General features: G+C 70.7%; 13 protein-coding genes. 7 read left to right on the plus strand and 6 right to left on the minus strand.

Going from position 1 to position 17,414, the window contains the following annotated elements:
• Positions 1-634: 634 nt before the first annotated feature.
• Entirely contained in the window at positions 635-1,795 is a 1,161-nt protein-coding gene (locus GWK61_RS29510) for an acyl-CoA dehydrogenase family protein (RefSeq protein WP_194914051.1), read from the minus strand.
• Between the two features lie 82 nt (positions 1,796-1,877).
• Between GWK61_RS29510 and GWK61_RS29515 the strand changes: the two genes are divergently transcribed.
• Positions 1,878-2,018, plus strand: a complete 141-nt coding sequence (locus GWK61_RS29515; protein WP_194914053.1) for a hypothetical protein — start codon at positions 1,878-1,880, stop codon at positions 2,016-2,018.
• A 1-nt stretch (position 2,019) separates the two neighbouring features.
• On the opposite strand, the gene GWK61_RS29520 is transcribed toward GWK61_RS29515, so the two are convergent.
• Complete coding sequence (locus GWK61_RS29520; RefSeq protein ID WP_194914055.1) at positions 2,020-2,538, minus strand: nuclear transport factor 2 family protein; 519 nt, start codon at positions 2,536-2,538, stop codon at positions 2,020-2,022.
• A gap of 61 nt (positions 2,539-2,599) precedes the next feature.
• Positions 2,600-3,568 carry a GlxA family transcriptional regulator gene (locus tag GWK61_RS29525; protein ID WP_194914057.1) on the minus strand — a complete coding sequence of 323 codons (969 nt, stop codon included), beginning with the start codon at positions 3,566-3,568 and terminating at the stop codon, positions 2,600-2,602.
• A 113-nt stretch (positions 3,569-3,681) separates the two neighbouring features.
• Between GWK61_RS29525 and GWK61_RS29530 the strand changes: the two genes are divergently transcribed.
• Positions 3,682-4,383, plus strand: a complete 702-nt coding sequence (locus tag GWK61_RS29530; protein ID WP_194914058.1) for an HD domain-containing protein — start codon at positions 3,682-3,684, stop codon at positions 4,381-4,383.
• Positions 4,384-4,426: 43 nt separating this feature from the next.
• Here GWK61_RS29530 and GWK61_RS29535 read toward each other — a convergent pair whose 3' ends face one another.
• Positions 4,427-5,374 carry an NADP-dependent oxidoreductase gene (locus GWK61_RS29535; protein WP_194914060.1) on the minus strand — a complete coding sequence of 316 codons (948 nt, stop codon included), beginning with the start codon at positions 5,372-5,374 and terminating at the stop codon, positions 4,427-4,429.
• Positions 5,375-5,490: 116 nt separating this feature from the next.
• On the opposite strand from GWK61_RS29535, the gene GWK61_RS29540 reads away from it, so the two are divergent.
• Positions 5,491-6,405, plus strand: a complete 915-nt coding sequence (locus GWK61_RS29540) for a LysR family transcriptional regulator (RefSeq protein ID WP_194914062.1) — start codon at positions 5,491-5,493, stop codon at positions 6,403-6,405.
• 191 nt (positions 6,406-6,596) lie between these two features.
• Here GWK61_RS29540 and GWK61_RS29545 read toward each other — a convergent pair whose 3' ends face one another.
• Positions 6,597-9,278: an MGH1-like glycoside hydrolase domain-containing protein gene (locus GWK61_RS29545; protein WP_194914065.1), complete on the minus strand. Its 2,682-nt coding sequence runs from the start codon at positions 9,276-9,278 to the stop codon at positions 6,597-6,599.
• A gap of 59 nt (positions 9,279-9,337) precedes the next feature.
• Here GWK61_RS29545 and GWK61_RS29550 point away from each other — a divergent pair, with 59 nt between their 5' ends.
• The 3 genes from GWK61_RS29550 to glgB are packed head-to-tail and all read left to right on the plus strand — an operon-like array spanning position 9,338 to position 14,756.
• Positions 9,338-11,374 (plus strand): amylo-alpha-1,6-glucosidase, encoded by a 2,037-nt coding sequence (locus tag GWK61_RS29550; RefSeq protein WP_194914067.1) that lies wholly within the window; start codon positions 9,338-9,340, stop codon positions 11,372-11,374.
• A 32-nt stretch (positions 11,375-11,406) separates the two neighbouring features.
• On the plus strand, positions 11,407-12,801 hold the full coding sequence (locus tag GWK61_RS29555; RefSeq protein WP_194914069.1) for a glycosyltransferase family 4 protein: 1,395 nt from the start codon (positions 11,407-11,409) through the stop codon (positions 12,799-12,801).
• A gap of 41 nt (positions 12,802-12,842) precedes the next feature.
• On the plus strand, positions 12,843-14,756 hold the full coding sequence (gene glgB / locus GWK61_RS29560) for a 1,4-alpha-glucan branching protein GlgB (protein ID WP_228563147.1): 1,914 nt from the start codon (positions 12,843-12,845) through the stop codon (positions 14,754-14,756).
• A gap of 119 nt (positions 14,757-14,875) precedes the next feature.
• Here the strand turns inward: glgB and GWK61_RS29565 are convergent, their stop codons facing one another.
• Positions 14,876-15,847 carry a hypothetical protein gene (locus GWK61_RS29565; protein ID WP_194914078.1) on the minus strand — a complete coding sequence of 324 codons (972 nt, stop codon included), beginning with the start codon at positions 15,845-15,847 and terminating at the stop codon, positions 14,876-14,878.
• A gap of 549 nt (positions 15,848-16,396) precedes the next feature.
• On the opposite strand from GWK61_RS29565, the gene GWK61_RS29570 reads away from it, so the two are divergent.
• Positions 16,397-17,200, plus strand: a complete 804-nt coding sequence (locus tag GWK61_RS29570; protein ID WP_228563148.1) for a maleylpyruvate isomerase N-terminal domain-containing protein — start codon at positions 16,397-16,399, stop codon at positions 17,198-17,200.
• Positions 17,201-17,414: the final 214 nt, after the last annotated feature.

The raw sequence follows: 17,414 nt of genomic DNA on the forward strand, positions 1-17,414 counted from the left end.
CACGACCCGGGCCGACAGATCGAGGGAAGGACAACCCCGCAACACCCGGGGTGTCGGTCGCTGTCCGGGTCAGACCCAGACCGTGGCGCCCACGACCATCATGGACTGACTGTCGCTGTCGGCGGGCTCTGCCAATCAGGTCGGACAGGCGGTGTCAAGTCGCACGAGGCCAGACCACAGCGGCGGTGATCCGACTTGATACCGCCTGGCCGGCCTGATTCCGTTCACGGCGCCGACAGCGATGAGGGAACCGGGACAGTAGGCGACCACAAGCAGCGTCCGCCGCCTGACTACGCGACCCCCATCCCTCCGAGCCGAGGCCGCTCGCCGCGCAGGCGCCTGCTCTTGATTTTTGGCACCCACCACACGCGGCAGACAGCCGCCTGCATGACGTGTGCGCAGTGACTCGGACCGCCGCGCGGTCGTGTCCACGACAACCGGCCAGCCGCCAGCGCAACCCACGGGGCACAACCGAACTGCGTCCCCCCGCGAGGTCATCAAACCATGCGCGAAGCCGTAAAAAGCTTCTAAAAACCACAAACCAACCGCACCCGCCGCACCCCAGCCACCCACACACAGGTCAACAGCGCCCAAAACCCGGTGCGGTGGCTACAAGTGCTGGCGACAAGTGCAGCTACAACCCGAGCGACTTCGCGACCACCGACTTCATGACCTCGCTCGTGCCGCCGTAGATCCGGTACACGCGGTTGTCGGCGTACAGCTTCGCGATGGGGAACTCCAGCATGTAGCCGTACCCGCCGTGCAGTTGCAGGCACTTGTCGATGACCCGGCTCGCCATCTCCGTCGTGAACAGCTTCACCCCGGCGGCGTCGGCGACCGTCAGCTCCCCGGCCTCGTACAGGTCCATGGCGCGGTCGATCATCGCCTGCCCGGCGGTCACCTCGGCGGTGCACTCGGCGAGCACGAACTTCGTGTTCTGGAACGAGGCGACCGGGGTGCCGAACACCTCGCGCTCCTTGGTGTACGCGAGGGCGAACTGGATCGCGGCGTCGGCGGCGGCGACCGCGGACACGGCGATACCCAGCCGCTCGGGTACCAGGTTGTGCGTCAGGTAGGAGAACGCCTTGCCCTCCTCGCCGAGCAGGTCCTCCACCGGCACCTCGACGTCGGTGAAGGACAGCTCGGCGGTATCGGAGGTGCGCAGGCCGATCTTCTCCAGCTTGCGGCCGACCGCGTAGCCCGGGGACTTGGTGTCCACGACCAGGATCGACAGGCCGGCGCGGCGGTTCTCCGGGTCGTACGGAGCGGTGCGCGCCACCACCAGGACCCGGTCGGCCAGCACGCCGCCGGTGATGAAGGTCTTGGCGCCGTTGAGCACGTAGTGCGTGCCATCCTCCGACAGCTTCGCCGTGGTCTTGATGCCGGCCAGGTCGCTGCCGGTGCCCGGCTCGGTCATCGCGATCGCGGTCATCATCGCGCCGGAGACGAAGTCCGGCAGCCAGCGCTGCTTCTGCTCGTCGTTCGCGAACTCCATGAGGTACGGCAGCACCAGCCCGGTGTGCACCGACGAGCCGCCGAAGCTCACCCCGGCGCGCATCAGCTCCTCGGTGGTGACGGCCTGGTATTTGAACCCGTTGGCCTCGCCGGCGCCGCCGTACTCCTCGGGCACCTCGATGCCGAACAGGCCCAGCTCGCCGAGCTTGTAGTAGAACTCGCGCGGGGCGTGGCCCTGCTTCTCCCACTCGGGGTGGACCGGGACCACCTCCTCGGCGATGAAGTCCCTGATCATCTGGCGGAAGGCCTCGTGGTCCTCGGTGTAGACGGAACGGCGCACAGTGCGTGTCTCCTCATCGGTCGTGCTTGCTCGACGGCTGCCTTCAGCTTCGCGGTCGCGGTGCCTCCCGGCTAGTCGGGGAGTGCGCAAGGTCGACAACCTGCTCGCGCTCGGGCACAGCAAACACAAGTTCGACAAGGTGATGAAGGCCCAGCAGCGGTACCGGATCGATGGCCGGGGCTGGCAACACTGGAGGCGTCGATCCGGCGAAGTGAATCACTGAATCAGACTTCCGACTCGGCGATCTCGAGCCCGCCGACATAAGTCCCGTCCTCCGTCACGTGCCCGGCGCCATCGCTGGCCGCCAGCGGAGCCAGGTCGAAGGGCCGCACCACCCGCCGGTGCGCGATCCGCCACCGGCCGTCCTCGCCGCGTCGGTATCCGTCCTCGTACGTGCCGCCGCCGACCACCCAGCGCAGGTCCGGCAGCTGCAGCAGCAGCACCAGGTCGCTGCGGCCGGTCGCGGTGGCGCCCGCGACCTCGACGGTGTGGTTGGCGGTGGCGTGCTGCATCACCGGGAAGGTCTCCCACTGCTCCCGCACCGCGCTGCGGATGGCCTCGATGCCGGTCATCACGTGGTCGGGTCCCGCCTCCCAGACCGCGTCGGCCGTCCACACCGACTCCCAGCGCGGCAGGTCGCGGTGGTCGGCGCCGATGCAGTAGTCGTGCGCCAAGCGGTGCAGCGCCAGCTCGGATTCGACGCGGTCGAGGCGCGCGGCCAGTTCCTCCAGCGAGATCGTCATGGGCGCGATCGTAGGGAGGATTCGATCCGCCCGCGGGTGTTTGCGAGCGGCCCTGTCGCCGTCAGCCCCCTGACACCCGCGCCGTCGTCGCGAACCGCATCCGATACTCGCTCGGCGTCGTCCCCAAGTGCTTCGCGAACACCCGCCGCAGCGTCTCGTCGCTTCCCAAGCCGCTGGCGCGCGCGGCCGTCGTCACGCTGTGGCCGGACAGCAGCAGCTGCCGCGCGCGGTCCAGGCGCACGTTCTCCAACCACCGCGCCGGCGTGGTGTTCAGCTCGGAGTTGAACAAGCGCGTCAGGTGCCGGGAGCTCACCGCGGCTCGGGCGGCCATCGTCGGCAGGGTGTGGTCGGCGGCCGGGTCGGCGAGGACGTCGGCGATCAGGTCGCGCAGCAGGTCCGTGTGTGGCGGCGGGGTCTCCAGCGCGGTCGAGAACTGCGACTGGCCGCCGGGCCGCTGCATGAAGACCACCAGCTCGCGGGCGACGGCGCGCGCCGCGTCGGCGCCGTGGTCCTCCTCGACCAGCGCGAGCGACAGGTCGATGCCGGCGCTGATGCCCGCGGAGGTGACGTAGCGGCCGTCGCGGACGTGGATCGCGTCCGGCTCGACGTGCACGCGCGGATAGCGGCGCGCCATGCGCTCGGCGTGCCGCCAGTGCGTCGTCGCGCGGCGGTCGTCGAGCAGGCCCAGCTCGGCCAGCACGAACGCGCCGGTGCACACCGAGGCCACGCGGGTGGCACGTGCGGCCACCTCGGCGACCGCGTCCAGCAGCTCCCGCTCCAGCGGCTCCTCGGCGAGCCGGTCGCCGCCGGCCACGACGACGGTGTCCAGCGCGCCGGCGTCGGCGGGGGTCACGGCGCCGGACAGCGCCAGGCCGTTGGACGTCGCGGCCTGCCCGCCCCGCGCCGACACCAGCACCAGCTCGTACGCCTCGGCGACGCGACCGGCCTGGTGCAGCACGTCAGACGGGCCGCTCACGTCCAGCATGGTGACCCCGTCGAACACCACGATCCCCACGCGGTGCGTCGTCATGTCTGAATCTGTGGTTCATGTGGCTGGAAGGACATGGCCCCAGCCTACGCCCCCGAGCGACCGTGGAGACACAGCAGAAAGAGCACCCGTTCAAGAGCGCACCTGGAGGAACCATGACCGCCGAGACAGCTCAGACACCCGCTGAGGCAACCGCCGAGACAACCGCCGAGACAACCGCCCAGACAACCATCGCCGGCATCCAGATCCCCGACAGCACCCTCGCCCGCGAAGCGACCGACCTCGTCCGCGACGCCGCCTCCCCGCTCCTCTTCCACCACTCCCGCCGCGTCTACCTCTGGGGCGCCTTGCGCGGCCGCGAGCAAGGCCTCGCCTTCGACCCCGAACTCCTCTACATCGGCGCCCTGTTCCACGACCTCGGCCTGACCCCGCGCTACCGCCGCACCGACCAGCGCTTCGAGATCGACGGCGCCGACGAGGCCCGCCGTTTCCTGGCCGCGCACGGCATCACCGGCGACCCGGCCGACCGGGTCTGGACCGGCATCGCCCTGCACACCACCCCCGAGATCCCGCTCCACATGGCGCCGGAGATCGCGCTGGTCACCCGGGGCGTCGAGCTGGACGTCTTGGGCATCGGCTACCACGCGGTCTCCGACGAGGAGCGGGCCGCGGTGGTCGCCGCGCACCCCCGCCCCGGCTTCAAGAACCAGATCCTCGCCGCCTTCACCGAAGGCATCCGCGAGCGTCCCGAGACCACGTTCGGCAACGTCAAGGCGGACGTGCTGGAGCACTTCGTGCCCGGCTTCGTGCGCGGCGACTTCGTCGAGGTGATCAAGAACTCCGACTGGTCGGAGTAGGGACGCCGGAGCATCGGGAGCGCCGGGAACGCCTTCGGCGAGCTCAGATCTGCACGACGGTCTTGCCCCGTGCCCCGCCGACCGCGTACCGAGCCAGGGCTTCGGGGACCTGGTCCAGCGCGATGCTCCGCTCGACGGGCACGCTGATCCGCCCGGCGACGGCTTCCTCGGTGATGCGGGCCAGCAGACCCGGCTTGTCCTGCATCATGTAGTTGACGACGGTGATCCGCTCGGCGGCGAGCAGCTCCGGGGAGGCTGTGTTGGTCGCCGAGATCGCGAAGCCGCCATCGCGGACCAAAGCGGTGTACGTGCCGAAGCGCTCCCGGTCGCGGGTGAGGTCGAGGAACACGTCGACGCCGTCGGGATGGGTCTTGCGCACCACCTCGGCGACGTCGTTCGCGGTGTAGTCAATGGTCTGCGACGCCCCGAGGCCGCGGATCCACTCGTCCGCGTCGGCCCGTGCCGTGGCGACGACGTCGGCTCCGCGTGCCGCCGCCAGTTGCACGGCGAACACCCCGACGCCGCCGGTGGCCCCGACGATCAGGATCGACCGGCCGGGTCCCAGGTCCAGGGACTCCACGACGCCCAGGGCCGTCATGCCCGCGGTCGGCAGCGCGGCGGCGACCTCGACGGACAGGCCGTCCGGCACGCGGCGCAGCGCTCCGTGGCTGGGCGATGCGGCGATGACCGCGTAGTCGGCGAAGGTGCCGCGGCCCAGCGGGGCGTCGAAGAACTGGCCGTGGACGACATCCCCCGGCGCGAACCCGGTCACCGCCGCGCCGACCTCGACGACCGTGCCCACGCCGTCCGTCCCCAGGACGAGCGGCCGGGTCGTCGGCAGCGACAACAGGCCGTCGGCGACGCTCATGTCGACCGGGTTCAAGGACGCCGCGGTCATCCGCACCAGGACCTCACCCGGACCCGGGCTCGGCGCCGGCCGGTCCACGAGCGCGGGCTTGCCGCCGATTTCGGATACTGCGATGGCGCGCATGGATGTCTCCTGTTTCGTTCGGTCCGCCCGAAGTCGGCGGATCCTCACCACCCAGTCAATCCGGGGTGCACCCGGAGCTGAAGGACCGCTTCGGTCGCCTTTGATACCGTGGAGGTATGAATGAGCTCGAGACGCGCCAGCTTCGGTACTTCGTCGCGGTGGCGGAGGAGCTGAACTTCGGGCGCGCGGCCGAGCGGCTGGGGATGGCGCAGCCGCCGTTGTCGCGCGCGATCCGCGAGCTGGAGCGGCAGCTCGGCGTGGCGTTGCTGGAGCGGACGACGCGCCGAGTGGAGCTGACGCCGTCCGGCGAGGTCCTGCTGCAGGACGCACGCACGGCGCTGGACGCGGTCAGCGCGGCGGGACGGCGTGCGCAGCACGCGGGGGAGGCGACGCCACAGCTGCGGGTCGCGCTGAAGGCGGACGTCGACGGTGGGCTGCTGCCGCGGATTTTGGATGCCTACGCGGCGCAGGAGACCGGGCAGCCGGTCGCGTTCGTGCTCGGGCGATACGGGGAGCAGGTGGCGGCACTGCGCGATGGGCGCGCCGATGTTGCGCTGGTGCTGGACCCGGGCGATGTTCGGGGCGCTGGCCTGGACTTCGAGCCGTTGTTGAGTGAGCCGTTCCTGCTGGCGGTCGCGGCGACTGATCCGTTGGCGGCTTACTCAGAGGTCTGTCTCGCCGACTTGGCCGGCCGGATGATGCCCGGCGGCGAGCCCGCGGATCAGGGCCCTGTGTCGGCGCAAGTGTGCAGTCTCGGTGTCGACAGCTTCGGGCGGGCGAGCTACGGCTCTCGGTCCGGCGGCTCAGACTTGCCGGAGGTCTTCCGACTCATCGAGTTGGGTCGGACGGTCTGCTTCTTCCCCGCCTCGCTCACCGCGCGGTATCCGCGCCCTGACATTGTCTACTTGCCGGTGAAGGACCTGCGGCCGGCCATGCTCGCGGTCGCTTGGCCGCAGGATTCACGCTCGACGGTGGTGGCGGCCTTTGTGCGGGCTGCCAGCGAGGTCGCCGCTGTCACTGCGACTGTTTGAGTCGCCCCGGCTCCGGTGCCAGGAATTCGATGCCCCGGCTTATGCGTGAGTGATTGCCGGTGCCTGGCAGGGGCGGCGGCTGGCGGTGCCGTACCAGCCCGCCCGCCGCCCGCGCTAGCGCGACCCGCCCTGCTCCGGTGCCATGAATTCGGTGCCGATTTCCCGCTGGCAACCGCCGGTGTTCGTGGCCGCTACTCCTCCCGCTCAGCCTCGATCTCCGCCTCAACCGCCTCCTCCATCGCCGCCGTCCGCCGCGGCCGCCCCTTGCGCAGCAGCAGGTTGATCGCCAGCGCCGTCCATCCGGTCTGGTGCGAAGCCCCGATCCCGGCACCGGTGTCGCCGTGGAAGTACTCGTGGAACGGGATCTGGTCGTGCCAGGCCTCGTCCTCCTGGAACAGTTTCACGTCGCCGAACACCGGCCGCCGGCCGGCCTCGTCGTTCAGGAAGACGCCGACCAGCCGGTGCGCCAGGTCGTCGGCGATCGCGCCGTACGTCGCCTGGTTCTGGGAGCCGGTCGGGTAGGGGATCGTGATGCCGTCGCCGAAGAAGTCCTGGTGGCGGTCCAGGGCGTCGATCAGGAGGTAGTTCACCGGGAACCAGACCGGGCCGCGCCAGTTGCTGTTGCCGCCGAACATCGTGGTGTGCGATTCGCCCGGCTCGTAGCTGACGCTGTAGTCGGTGCCGTTGACGTTCAGCCGGTACGGCTGGTCCTTGTGCACCCGGGACAGGGCGCGCAGGCCGTGGTCCGACAGGAACTCGCCCTCGTCGAGCATCCGCTCCAGGACGCGCGGCCGCTGCTCGAATGTCATCATCGTGAGCAGCCGGTGCGACTTGTTCATGTCGACGCAGCCCATCAGCAGGTCGGCCTTGTCGGTCTGGTTCTCGAAGAACCACTTCACCCGCTTGCGCAGCTCCGGGACGGCGTCCATGGCCTCGGCGCGCACCGACGTGGTCGCCACCAGCGGCAGCAGGCCCACGACCGAGCGGACCTTCATCGGGATGGTGCTGCCGTCGCGGGTGCGCAGCACGTCGTAGAAGAAGCCGTCCTCCTCGTTCCACAGGCCGATCTTGTTCGCGGCGGCGGCGATCAGGCCGAAGTGCTCGAAGAACTTCATCACCAGCTCGCGGTAGACCGGGTCGTGCTCGGCCAGCACCAGCGCGATCTCCATGAGGTTCAGCGAGTACATCGCCATCCAGGCGGTGCCGTCGCTCTGCTCCAGCACGTCTCCGGTCGGCACCCCGGCGTCCCGGTCGAAGGGGCCGATGTTGTCCAGGCCGAGGAAGCCGCCCTCGAAGACGTTGTTGCTGTCGGCGTCCACGCGGTTCACCCACCACGTGAAGTTCATCAGCAGCTTGTGGAACACCCGCTTGAGGAACACGTGGTCGCGGCAGCCGTCGGCGCGGTAGATCTGCAGCGCGGCCCAGGCCTGGACCGGCGGGTTGTCGTCGCTGAACGCCCACTCGTACGCCGGGACCTGGCCGCTGGGGTGCAGGTACCACTCCTGCAGCAGCAACAGCAGCTGCTCCTTGGCCATCTTCGGGTCGATCTCGGCCAGCGCCACGCAGTGGAACGCCAGGTCCCAGGCCGCGAACCACGGGTACTCCCACGGATCCGGCATCAGGATCACGTCGCGCGCCGACAGCGTCCACCAGTGCGTGTTCCGGCCGTGTTCCCGGCCCTCCGGCGGCGTGGGCTGCGACGGGTCGCCCTCCAGCCACCGCGAGACGTTGTAGTGGTAGTACTGCTTGGACCACATCAGCCCGGCCACCGCCTGGCGCAGCACGTTCGCCTCGTCGGCGGTGCAGGCGTCCGGGGTCAGCTCCGCGAAGTACTCGTCGGCCTCGGCCTCGCGCCGCGCCATCAGCTCCTCGAAGCCGGTGTCCAGGTCCGCGGGGCCCACGGCCTCGCTGTCCGGGCCCTCCGAGCGCAGCCGCAGCCGGATCTCCGCGGTGCCGCCGGCCGGGACGGTCAGGACGTAGTGCAGCGCCCCCTTGGTCCCGCGGCGCTCCGGGTTGACGGTGTCCGCGCCGGAGACCACGTGGTCGTTGATCCCGTCCTTGGGATACGCCGGGCCGTCGCCGTTCCACAGCCGCCGGTCGTTCGTCACGTTGTCGCAGACCAGCGCTTCGGGCTCGCCGGAGCCGATCAGCGCGAGCCGCCCGAGCAGCCGGTGTTCGCCGACCAGCGTGCCGACGTCGCCGGTCAGCACCGGGACCGCCTCGCGCCCGGCCAGGCCCCACGACCAGGTGTTCCGGAACCACATGTGCGGCAGGACGTGCAGCGTCTCCTCGTCCGGACCCTTGTTCTCCACCTTCACGCGGATGCACATGTCCTCCGGCCCGGACTTCGCGTACTCGGCGGTGATGCGCCAGTACCGGTCGTCCTGGAAGGTCCCGGTGTCCACGAGTTCGTACTCCGGGTCCTGCGTGCCCCGGGAGCGGTTGGTGCCGACCAGGTCGTTGTACGGGAACTCGTTCTGCGGGTAGTGGTACCGCCAGCGCATCCAGGAGTGGGTCGGCGTGGAGTCCAGGTACCACCAGTAGTCCTTGACGTCCTCGCCGTGGTTGCCCTCGTTGCCGGTCAGGCCGAAGGCCCGCTCCTTCAGGATCGGGTCCCGGCCGTTCCAGAACGCCAGGGAGAAGCAGAAGTACTGGTCGATGTCGCAGACGCCGGCCAGGCCGTCCTCGTTCCAGCGGTAGGCCCGCGACCGCGCGTGGTCGTGCGGGAAGTAGTCCCAGGCCGTGCCGCCGGGGGAGTAGTCCTCGCGGACGGTGCCCCAGGCTCGCTCCGACAGATAGGGACCCCACGCACGCCAGGGCTCGTTTTCCTCGCCGTCGTACTGGTCCAGCCGCGCCTGCTCTGCTGTGGTCACCGCGTGCCCTCGCGTTCCTTGGGTACCGTTGCGGTTCGACCCTACGCAGCACTCACGAAATGCGCTCGATAAAGACCACTGCGAATATGGCGGTCGTGGCGATCTCCAAAGCGCACGTCTTCGGTACCCGGCTGTGCGGCGACCTCTCTGAGGGCGCGGCCCGGGAATGGCTTGTACCCGATGGCGTTGGTGGTTATGCCATGGGAACTGCGAGCGGGCTTCGGACCCGCAGGTATCACGCTCTGTTAGTGGCGGCGGAGAACGGCGGGAGCGCGCGCCGGGTCGGTCTGGCCAGCCTCGATCCGGTGCTCGTGACGCCCTCCAGGGCCGAGGTGCGGCTGGCCGTGCACGAGTGGGCCTCCGGCGCGATCGCCCCGGATGGCCACACGCTGCTGGAGAGCTTCACCCTTTCGCACGGACTCCCGCGCTGGCGTTGGCGGGTTGGCGACATCGTGCTGGAGGCCGAACTGGCCGCGGTCCACGGCCGCCCCGCCTACGGCTACGTCTACCGCCTGCTCGCCGGCGGCCCGGTGACGCTGCGCGTCGAAGCAATGTGCACCTGGCGCGACCAGCACGGCGACCGGTTCGCCGGGGGCGGTGACCCGCAGCTGCGCCCGACCGCCGACGGCGTGGTCGTCGAGGACGCCTACCGCCTCGCCGGGCCCGGCTGGACCCCCGACGGCCAGTGGTACCGCGACGTCTACCTACGCGAGGAAGCCGCACGCGGCCTCGGCGCGCGGGAGGACCTGTGGTTCGCCGGGTCTTTCTCGGCCGCGCTGGCGGGCCCCGGGCAGACCCTGGAGGTCACAGCGTGGGCCGGCGACCTGGACGCCGCCCCGTCGCCGGCCGCGCAGATCGTCGCCGCAGCCCACGACCGCGCCGCCGCGATCGAGGCCAAGGGCTCCGACCCGGTCTCCGCCGACCTGCTGCTGGCCGCCGACGCGTTCGTCATCGACCGAACGGCCGCCGACGGGACGCTGGCGCCGGATGTGATCGCCGGCTACCCGTGGTTCGGGACGTGGTCGCGGGACACGATGCTGTCCTACGACGGCCTGTTCCTGAGCGCGCAGCGTGCCGACGAGGGCCGCCGCCTGCTGCGCGCCTACGCCGCGACGCTGTCCGAGGGCATGCTCGCCAACACCGCCGACACCGGTTCGGTCGAGTACAACACCGCCGACGGCACCCTGTGGTTCGTGCACGCCGTCGGCCGGCACGTCGCCGCCACCGGCGACGCGGACCTGGCCGCCGAGCTGGTCCCGGCCCTGGACGGCATCCTGCAGGCGCACCTGGACGGCACCCGCTACGGCATCCGGGTGGACCCCGCCGACTCGCTGCTGACGCAGGGCGCCGACGGGTATGCGCTGACCTGGATGGACGCGCGGGTCGACGGTCGGCCGATTACGCAGCGCAGTGGAAAGGCCGTCGAGATCAACGCGCTGTGGATCAACGCACTGGGAACCGTCGCCGATCTGTACAAGGCGACCGGCCGCGACGCCACGGCCGTCCTGCACCGGCGCGAGGCCGCCGCGACCTCGTTCCGACGGCGCTTCCCGAATCCGGACTGCGGGCTCTACGACGTGGTCGACGGCCCGGCCGGAGATGACGCGTCGCTGCGTCCGAACCAGCTGCTCGCCTACAGCCTCCCGTACGCGCCGTTGCGCGGGCAGGCACCGGCAGCGGTCGTCGGCGAGAAGCTGATGACTCCGCTGGGTCTGCGCACCCTGTCGCCGGACGACCCGGCTTACCAGAGGCACCATCAAGGATCCTCTGAGCAGCGCGACGCCGCGTACCACCAGGGCACCGTGTGGCCGTGGCTGCTCGGGCCGTACCGCGATGCCGTCGCCGCCGCGGCTGCCTCAGCCGGCGGATCGGCCGATGTGCCGGCTGCCAACCACCCGGCCAGCGATCCGGCCAATGACCCGGCCGCGACTGTCCTCGGCGGACTCCCCGGCCACCTCGGCGAAGCCGGGCTCGGCTCGGTCTCCGAGACCGCCGACGGCGCCGCCCCCCATGCCACCACCGGCTGCCCGTTCCAGGCGTGGTCGGTGGCCGAGGCCCTGCGCTGCTGGACCACCAGATTTTTCGACCGCACATGAACCACCGAGCACAACCAAGGGGAGCAATGCCCATGTCCGCACCAGTGCGCGAGCTGACGATGACGAAAGAAGAGAACGACGCGATGGCGGTGGTCCGGACCACGGTCCCGGCGCCGCCCCGGCCGGCTTCCCGGAGCCTGCGGATCCTGATGCTCTCCTGGGAGTACCCGCCGGTGGTCGTCGGCGGCCTGGGCCGGCACGTCCACGCGCTGGCCCGGAACCTGGCGCGGGCCGGCCACCAGGTGACCGTCGCCACCCGGCACGCCCCCGGCGCGCCGCTGGACGAGATCATCGAGGGCGTGCGCGTGGTGCGCGCGCCGGCCGACCCGCCGGCCATCCCCTTGGACACCCCGCACCTGCTCGCCTGGACCATGGCCTTCAACCACGCCCTGACCCGGGCCGCCCTGCACGCCGCCGACACCGGCGAGTTCGACCTGGTCCACGCGCACGACTGGCTGGTCACCCACACCGCGATCACCATGCGCGACCACCTGCGGGTGCCGCTGGTCGCGACCGTGCACGCCACCGAGGCCGGACGCCACCAGGGCTGGCTCCCCGGCGACCTGAACCGCGCGATCCACTCCGTCGAATGCTGGCTCGGCTCGGAGGCCGAGCGGGTGCTGGTGTGCTCCAAGTACATGGGCCGGGAAGTCGACGCCCTGCTCGGGGTGTCCGCCGCGAAGACCGCCGTCATCCCCAACGGCGTCGATCTGCCGCGCTGGTCGCCCAACCGGATGGACGTCGCCGCCGCGCGTTCCCGCTACGCCGGCAACGGGCCGCTGATCGGGTTCGCCGGCCGCCTGGTCTACGAGAAGGGCGTCCAGCACCTGCTGCACGCCGTGCCCGAGCTGCGCCGCCGGCACCCCGGGCTGCGCGTGGTGATAGCCGGCGACGGCCCGCAGCGCGGCGAGCTGGAGGCCACCGTCGGACGCCTGGACCTGCACCGCGAGGTCAGCTTCACCGGCTTCGTGCCGGCCCGCGGCCTGTCCTCGACCATGGCCTCCACCGACGCGATGGTGGTGCCGAGCATCTACGAGCCCTTCGGCCTGGTGGCGCTGGAGGCCGCGGCCGCCGGCGCGCCGCTGGCCGTCTCGAAGACCGGCGGGCTGGCCGAGATCGTCGAGCCGGGCGTGACCGGCCTGCGGTTCCCGGTCCGGGACGCCGAGGCGCTGACCGAGTCTGTCAGTTCCCTGATCAGCGACCGCGAGGCGGCGCGCGCCATGGCCGACGCCGCGCGCACGATGGTGCGCGAGCGCTATGGCTGGGACGACGTCGCGGTGGCCACGGCCGGGATCTACTCCAGCGTGGTGACCAAGGCCAAGGTCAAGCGGCCGCCGAACCTGTGGCGCAGCCACGATGCGCCGGACCGCGAGCCCGTGCGCATCCCGGAGGGCAACCTGCTGGAGTCGGCGGGGTTGCTGCCGTGACGTGGAACGGGGGAACCGCCGTGGGAGCCGGCGGGACGCGCTTGCAGGACATTCAGGATATTGATGTCGACTGGTCGTCGCTTTCCGTGCCGGACGACTCGCGCTATTGGCGGCGGTTCGGCGCGCACGTGCGGGTCGAGGAGTCCGGCGGCGTCGACGGGATCACCGGCGTCACCGGCGTCACCGGTGTCGAGTTCGCGGTGTGGGCGCCGAACGCCCAGCAGGTGAACGTCGAGGGCGACTTCAACGACTGGAACCCGCACCGCGGCGTGGAGCTGCGGCGCGACGACTCCGGCCGCTGGTCGGGCTTCGCGCCCGACGCCCGGCCCGGCCACCGGTACAAGTACAAGATCCTCGGCCGGGACGGGGTGTGGCGGCTGAAGGCCGATCCGGTGGCGTTCGCCGCCGAGACGCCGCCGGCCTCGGCCTCGGTGGTGTTCGACTCCCGGCATCAGTGGACTGACGAGGCCTGGATGGCGCGGCACCGCACCGGCGAGCGCTACTCGTTCAACGAGCCGATGTCGGTGTACGAGGTGCACCTGGCGTCCTGGCGGCCCGGGCTGTCCTACGACCAGCTCGCCGAGCAGCTGGTCGGGCACGTCGCGGGCCTGGGTTTCACGCACGTGGAGTTCCTGCCGGTCATGGAGCACCCCTTCGGCGGATCGTGGGGGTATCAGACCACTGGCTTCTACGCCCCGACCGCCCGCCTCGGCGACCCGGACGGGCTCCGGCGGCTCATCGACGCCTTCCACCGGGCCGGCGTCGCGGTGATCCTGGACTGGGTCCCGGCGCACTTCCCGCGCGACGACTGGGCCCTGGCCTGGTTCGACGGCGCGGCCCTGTATGAGCACCCTGACCCGCGTCGCGGCGAGCACCCGGACTGGGGCAGCCTGATCTTCGACTTCGGGCACCCCGATATCCAGAACTTCCTGATCGGCAGCGCGCTGTACTGGATCGAGGAGTTCCACGCCGACGGCCTCCGCGTCGACGCCGTGTCCTCGATGCTGTTCCTGGACTACTCGCGCGCGCCGGGGACGTGGGAGCCGAACTGCTTCGGCGGCAACGCGAACCTGCAGGCCCTCGACTTCATCAAGATGCTGACGAACGAGGTCCACGACCGGCACCCCTCGGTCGTCATGGTCGCCGAGGAGTCGGCGGCCTGGCCCGGCGTGACGCACCCGGTCGCCGACGGCGGCCTGGGCTTCGACGTGAAGTGGAACCTCGGGTGGATGAACGACACCCTGACCTGCCTCACCGTCGACCCCCTGTTCCGCCGCCACCACTGGGACGACCTCCGCAGGCCGTCCGCGTACGCCTTCATGGAGCACGACCTGCTCCCGCTGTCGCACGACGAGGTGGTCCACGGCAAGGGCTCCCTGGCCGGCAAACTGCCGGGCTGGCGCGGCCAGCAGAAGGACGGCCTACGCGGCCTGCTGGCGTACCAGTGGGCCTTCCCCGGCAAGCACCTGCTGTTCATGGGCGCCGAATTCGCCCAGCGCGCCGAGTGGAGCGAGCAGTGGGGCCTGGACTGGTGGGCCGACGCCGCCGACGGCGACGGCGTGACCCGCCTGGTCGCCGACCTGAACCGCCGCTACACAGAGCAGCCGGCCCTCTGGTCCCGCGACGACGACCCCGGCGCCACCCACTGGGGCACCGCCGACGCCGACGGCAACCTGATCGCCTTCGCCCGCTACGGCCGCGCCGAGGACGCAGTGGTCTGCATCACGAACTTCTCCGGCCAGGAGATCCGCGACCGGCGCATCGGTCTTCCATGGGGCGGCACCTGGCACGAGGTGCTGAACACGGACTCGCGCGACTACGACGGCGCCGGGGCTGGCAACCTCGGTGCGGTCACGGCTGATGCGGAGCAGGGACGGGGCTGGCTGCCGGCTTCGGGAGTGGTGACGGTCGGGGCTTACGCGACGGTGTGGCTTGCGGGGAGATACGGGCACTGACTCGGTGATGGATTGAGGCACGACTTGAGCGCGTCGCCGGGTTGTCGGGCGGCGCGCTCAAGTTCCCGGCGTGAAGCAGCGCGCGCCCGGCTTATGCTCCGGCGCGCGCTGTCAGGGCGCTAGTTCGCGGCCGAGTCGTGCCACCTCAGCACCCGCAATGCCCGCAGCGTGTTCCACCGGCTCGGCTTGCCCTCCCCGTCGTCGATCGCGAAGTGCATGTCGCCGGGGTGCGGGTTCTCCAGCGGCCACCGGCCTTCAGTATCCTGCTTGCCGCGCACCAGTTCGACCGCTTCGGTGACTCGCTCGTCGGGGGCCACACCGGCCGCGCGCAGGTAGTCCAGGCCGCGGAGCACGTCGTAGTGCCAGAACGTCGGGTACGAGAACTCCAGCCAGGCCATCGGTTCGCCGGTCGACAGGCGGCGGAACATCCGTCGCCGCAGCAGGTATTCCTGGCCGCGTCGCAGGGCCTCGGACAGCTGTGGCCCGCCGCCCACCGCCCGTTCGTACTCCGTCAGTCCCTCCAGCACCTCGATCGTGGTGTGGAACGAGCCGCGAGTGGAGCCGTTCTCCTGTTCGCAGTTCCAGCCGCCGTCGGCCATCTGCTCGCCGAGCAGCCGGGCCACCACCGCCGTGACGTCCACGCCGTAGTACGCCCCGAGCGCGACCGCGCGGCCGTTGATGCAGGGCTCCACCTCGCCCGAGAAGAACGGCTCGCCGTCGTGTTCCCACCGCGCGTTCGCATGAACGCGCGCCACGGCGTCGCGCACCGCCGGATCGCCCGGCTCGACGCCGAACAAGCGCATCAGCGTCAAGCTCCAGGCGATCGACGTCCATTCGGGGAACAGGGTGCCCTGCCGCGACGCGTCCATCGACCGCCACCACTGCGCTGCCTTCTCGGAGGAGAACGTCGGCGTGCCCGTCGGCCACTTGCCGTCCGGCCGCTGCAACGCCAGCAACCGGCCGCCCCAGCCGTCGGACACCACGCGCGCACGCTCGGCCGCGACCTGCTCCGCGGGCGCGTCGGCGAGGTCGCGCAGCACCTGCCAGCGGATCGCGGGGTCGCTGTCCAGCAGCCAGTCGACGACGTCCATGACGAAAAACCTACTTCACCTGGTCCGCCAACCGCGCGATCTGCCCCACTCCCGGGGCCCGCGCCCGATCGGCCTGCTGCGATCCGTCCCGCCATACCGAGACTATCGCCGCTAACTCCTCCAGCACCTCGCAGCTGGCCCGCCGGATCGCCGCCAGCGGCGCCGGCGAGCACCAACAGGACGTACTGCACCGCATCGGCGCCCCGGCTGTCCGGGCCCGCCGAGATGTGCGCCGAGATGTGCGCCGAGATTGTGACCAGCACCGCAGCCGTGACGACGCCGACCGCCGCCTCGGGCAGCCAGGTGGGTACGCGGAGTACTACACCACCGAACCGAAACAGCGACGTCGAAACAGCAACGCCGAAGGGGCGCACCCGATATCAGCACACGCAGACTCGGAGACGGAAGGTCGTTCAGCATCGAACGTCCAGCATCGAACGTCGAGGGGGACTCGTGCCCGAAGTCCGTGCGCGGAGACCAGACCGGGGCCGGCGCGCGCCGGCGGTGACGCGAATCAGCCCCCAGCGATGGACCGAGGTGCGGGCCGCCGTGCACGAGGTCACGGAACGCTTCAGCCGTCTCGTGCTCTCCAGCGATCCGGACGCGATGGCCACCGCGGACTGGACCGTCGCCGACACCGCGGCGCACGTCGCTGCGATCGCGTGGCAGTACACGTCGTTGGTCATCTCCTACGACACCGAGCGGCCCATCGACGGAGTCAGGGAACTGCTTCTGAGCACCACCGTCGACAACATCCACACCGGGCTGAACGAGGCGATGCGGCGCAACTTCACGCAGCGTGACCCCGTGGCTCTGGTGGCGACCCTGCGTTCCTCGGTCGCCAGGGTGCTGGAGCTGACCGAGGACGCCGACCCGGCCTCGACCGTGGTCTGGCTCGGCGGCGCGAGCCTGCCGCGCGCCGGGCTGCTGGCGCATCTGACCAACGAGATGCTGCTGCACGGCCGGGACATCGCGCGGGCCGGCGGCCGGCCTTGGCCGATCCCGGAGCGACAAGCCGCGCTGTTCTTCGAGCTCTTCATCGTCGAGATCATCCGCAACGGCGTCGGCGTCCTGCTGGACGTCACCGGGCCGCCGCGTCCGGGACGGATCGCCGTGGAGTTCCGCAGCGCCTACACCGAACCGGTCGCGATCGTCGTCACTGACGGTGTGGTGTCGGTCGAGGAACCGGGCCGGGATGTGGACGTGCGCCTGTTCTTCCGGCCCGCCGCCCTGAATCTGATGCTGTTCCACCACGTGGGCCGGCTACGGACGGTACTGAACGGCGGAGTGCGGGCGCGGGGCAGGCGCGTGTGGCTGCTTCCCGCGTTTCTGCGGAAGGTCCGGCTGCCCTGAGCTGAATTCATCTCAGCTGAATCCCCGATAGGCGCTGCGTTTCCGTGGCGTCATGCGCCGCCATCCCCTGAGGTACGCCGTCATGCGCCGACGTGTGTCGGCGACATTTCGGCGTGCCCGAATATGGATTTCCGCAGAGTCCTCACACTGAGTAGCGGAGCAATTCCGGAGAAGCACCATCGAAGCTGGAGGACGCATGCTGAGGATAAGGGCG

The sequence above is a fragment of the Catenulispora rubra genome, from assembly GCF_015356825.1.
GTDB classification, from domain to species: domain Bacteria; phylum Actinomycetota; class Actinomycetes; order Streptomycetales; family Catenulisporaceae; genus Catenulispora; species Catenulispora rubra.

What these genes read in the sequence shown, in the direction of transcription:
- GWK61_RS29530 (WP_194914058.1), top strand. Translation starts at nt 3,682, where the DNA reads ATGACCGCCGAGACAGCTCAGACACCCGCTGAGGCAACCGCCGAGACA.
- GWK61_RS29540 (WP_194914062.1), top strand. Translation starts at nt 5,491, where the DNA reads ATGAATGAGCTCGAGACGCGCCAGCTTCGGTACTTCGTCGCGGTGGCG.
- GWK61_RS29525 (WP_194914057.1), bottom strand. Translation starts at nt 3,568, where the DNA reads ATGACGACGCACCGCGTGGGGATCGTGGTGTTCGACGGGGTCACCATG.
- GWK61_RS29565 (WP_194914078.1), bottom strand. Translation starts at nt 15,847, where the DNA reads ATGGACGTCGTCGACTGGCTGCTGGACAGCGACCCCGCGATCCGCTGG.
- GWK61_RS29535 (WP_194914060.1), bottom strand. Translation starts at nt 5,374, where the DNA reads ATGCGCGCCATCGCAGTATCCGAAATCGGCGGCAAGCCCGCGCTCGTG.
- GWK61_RS29550 (WP_194914067.1), top strand. Translation starts at nt 9,338, where the DNA reads ATGCGCTCGATAAAGACCACTGCGAATATGGCGGTCGTGGCGATCTCC.
- GWK61_RS29555 (WP_194914069.1), top strand. Translation starts at nt 11,407, where the DNA reads ATGTCCGCACCAGTGCGCGAGCTGACGATGACGAAAGAAGAGAACGAC.
- GWK61_RS29520 (WP_194914055.1), bottom strand. Translation starts at nt 2,538, where the DNA reads ATGACGATCTCGCTGGAGGAACTGGCCGCGCGCCTCGACCGCGTCGAA.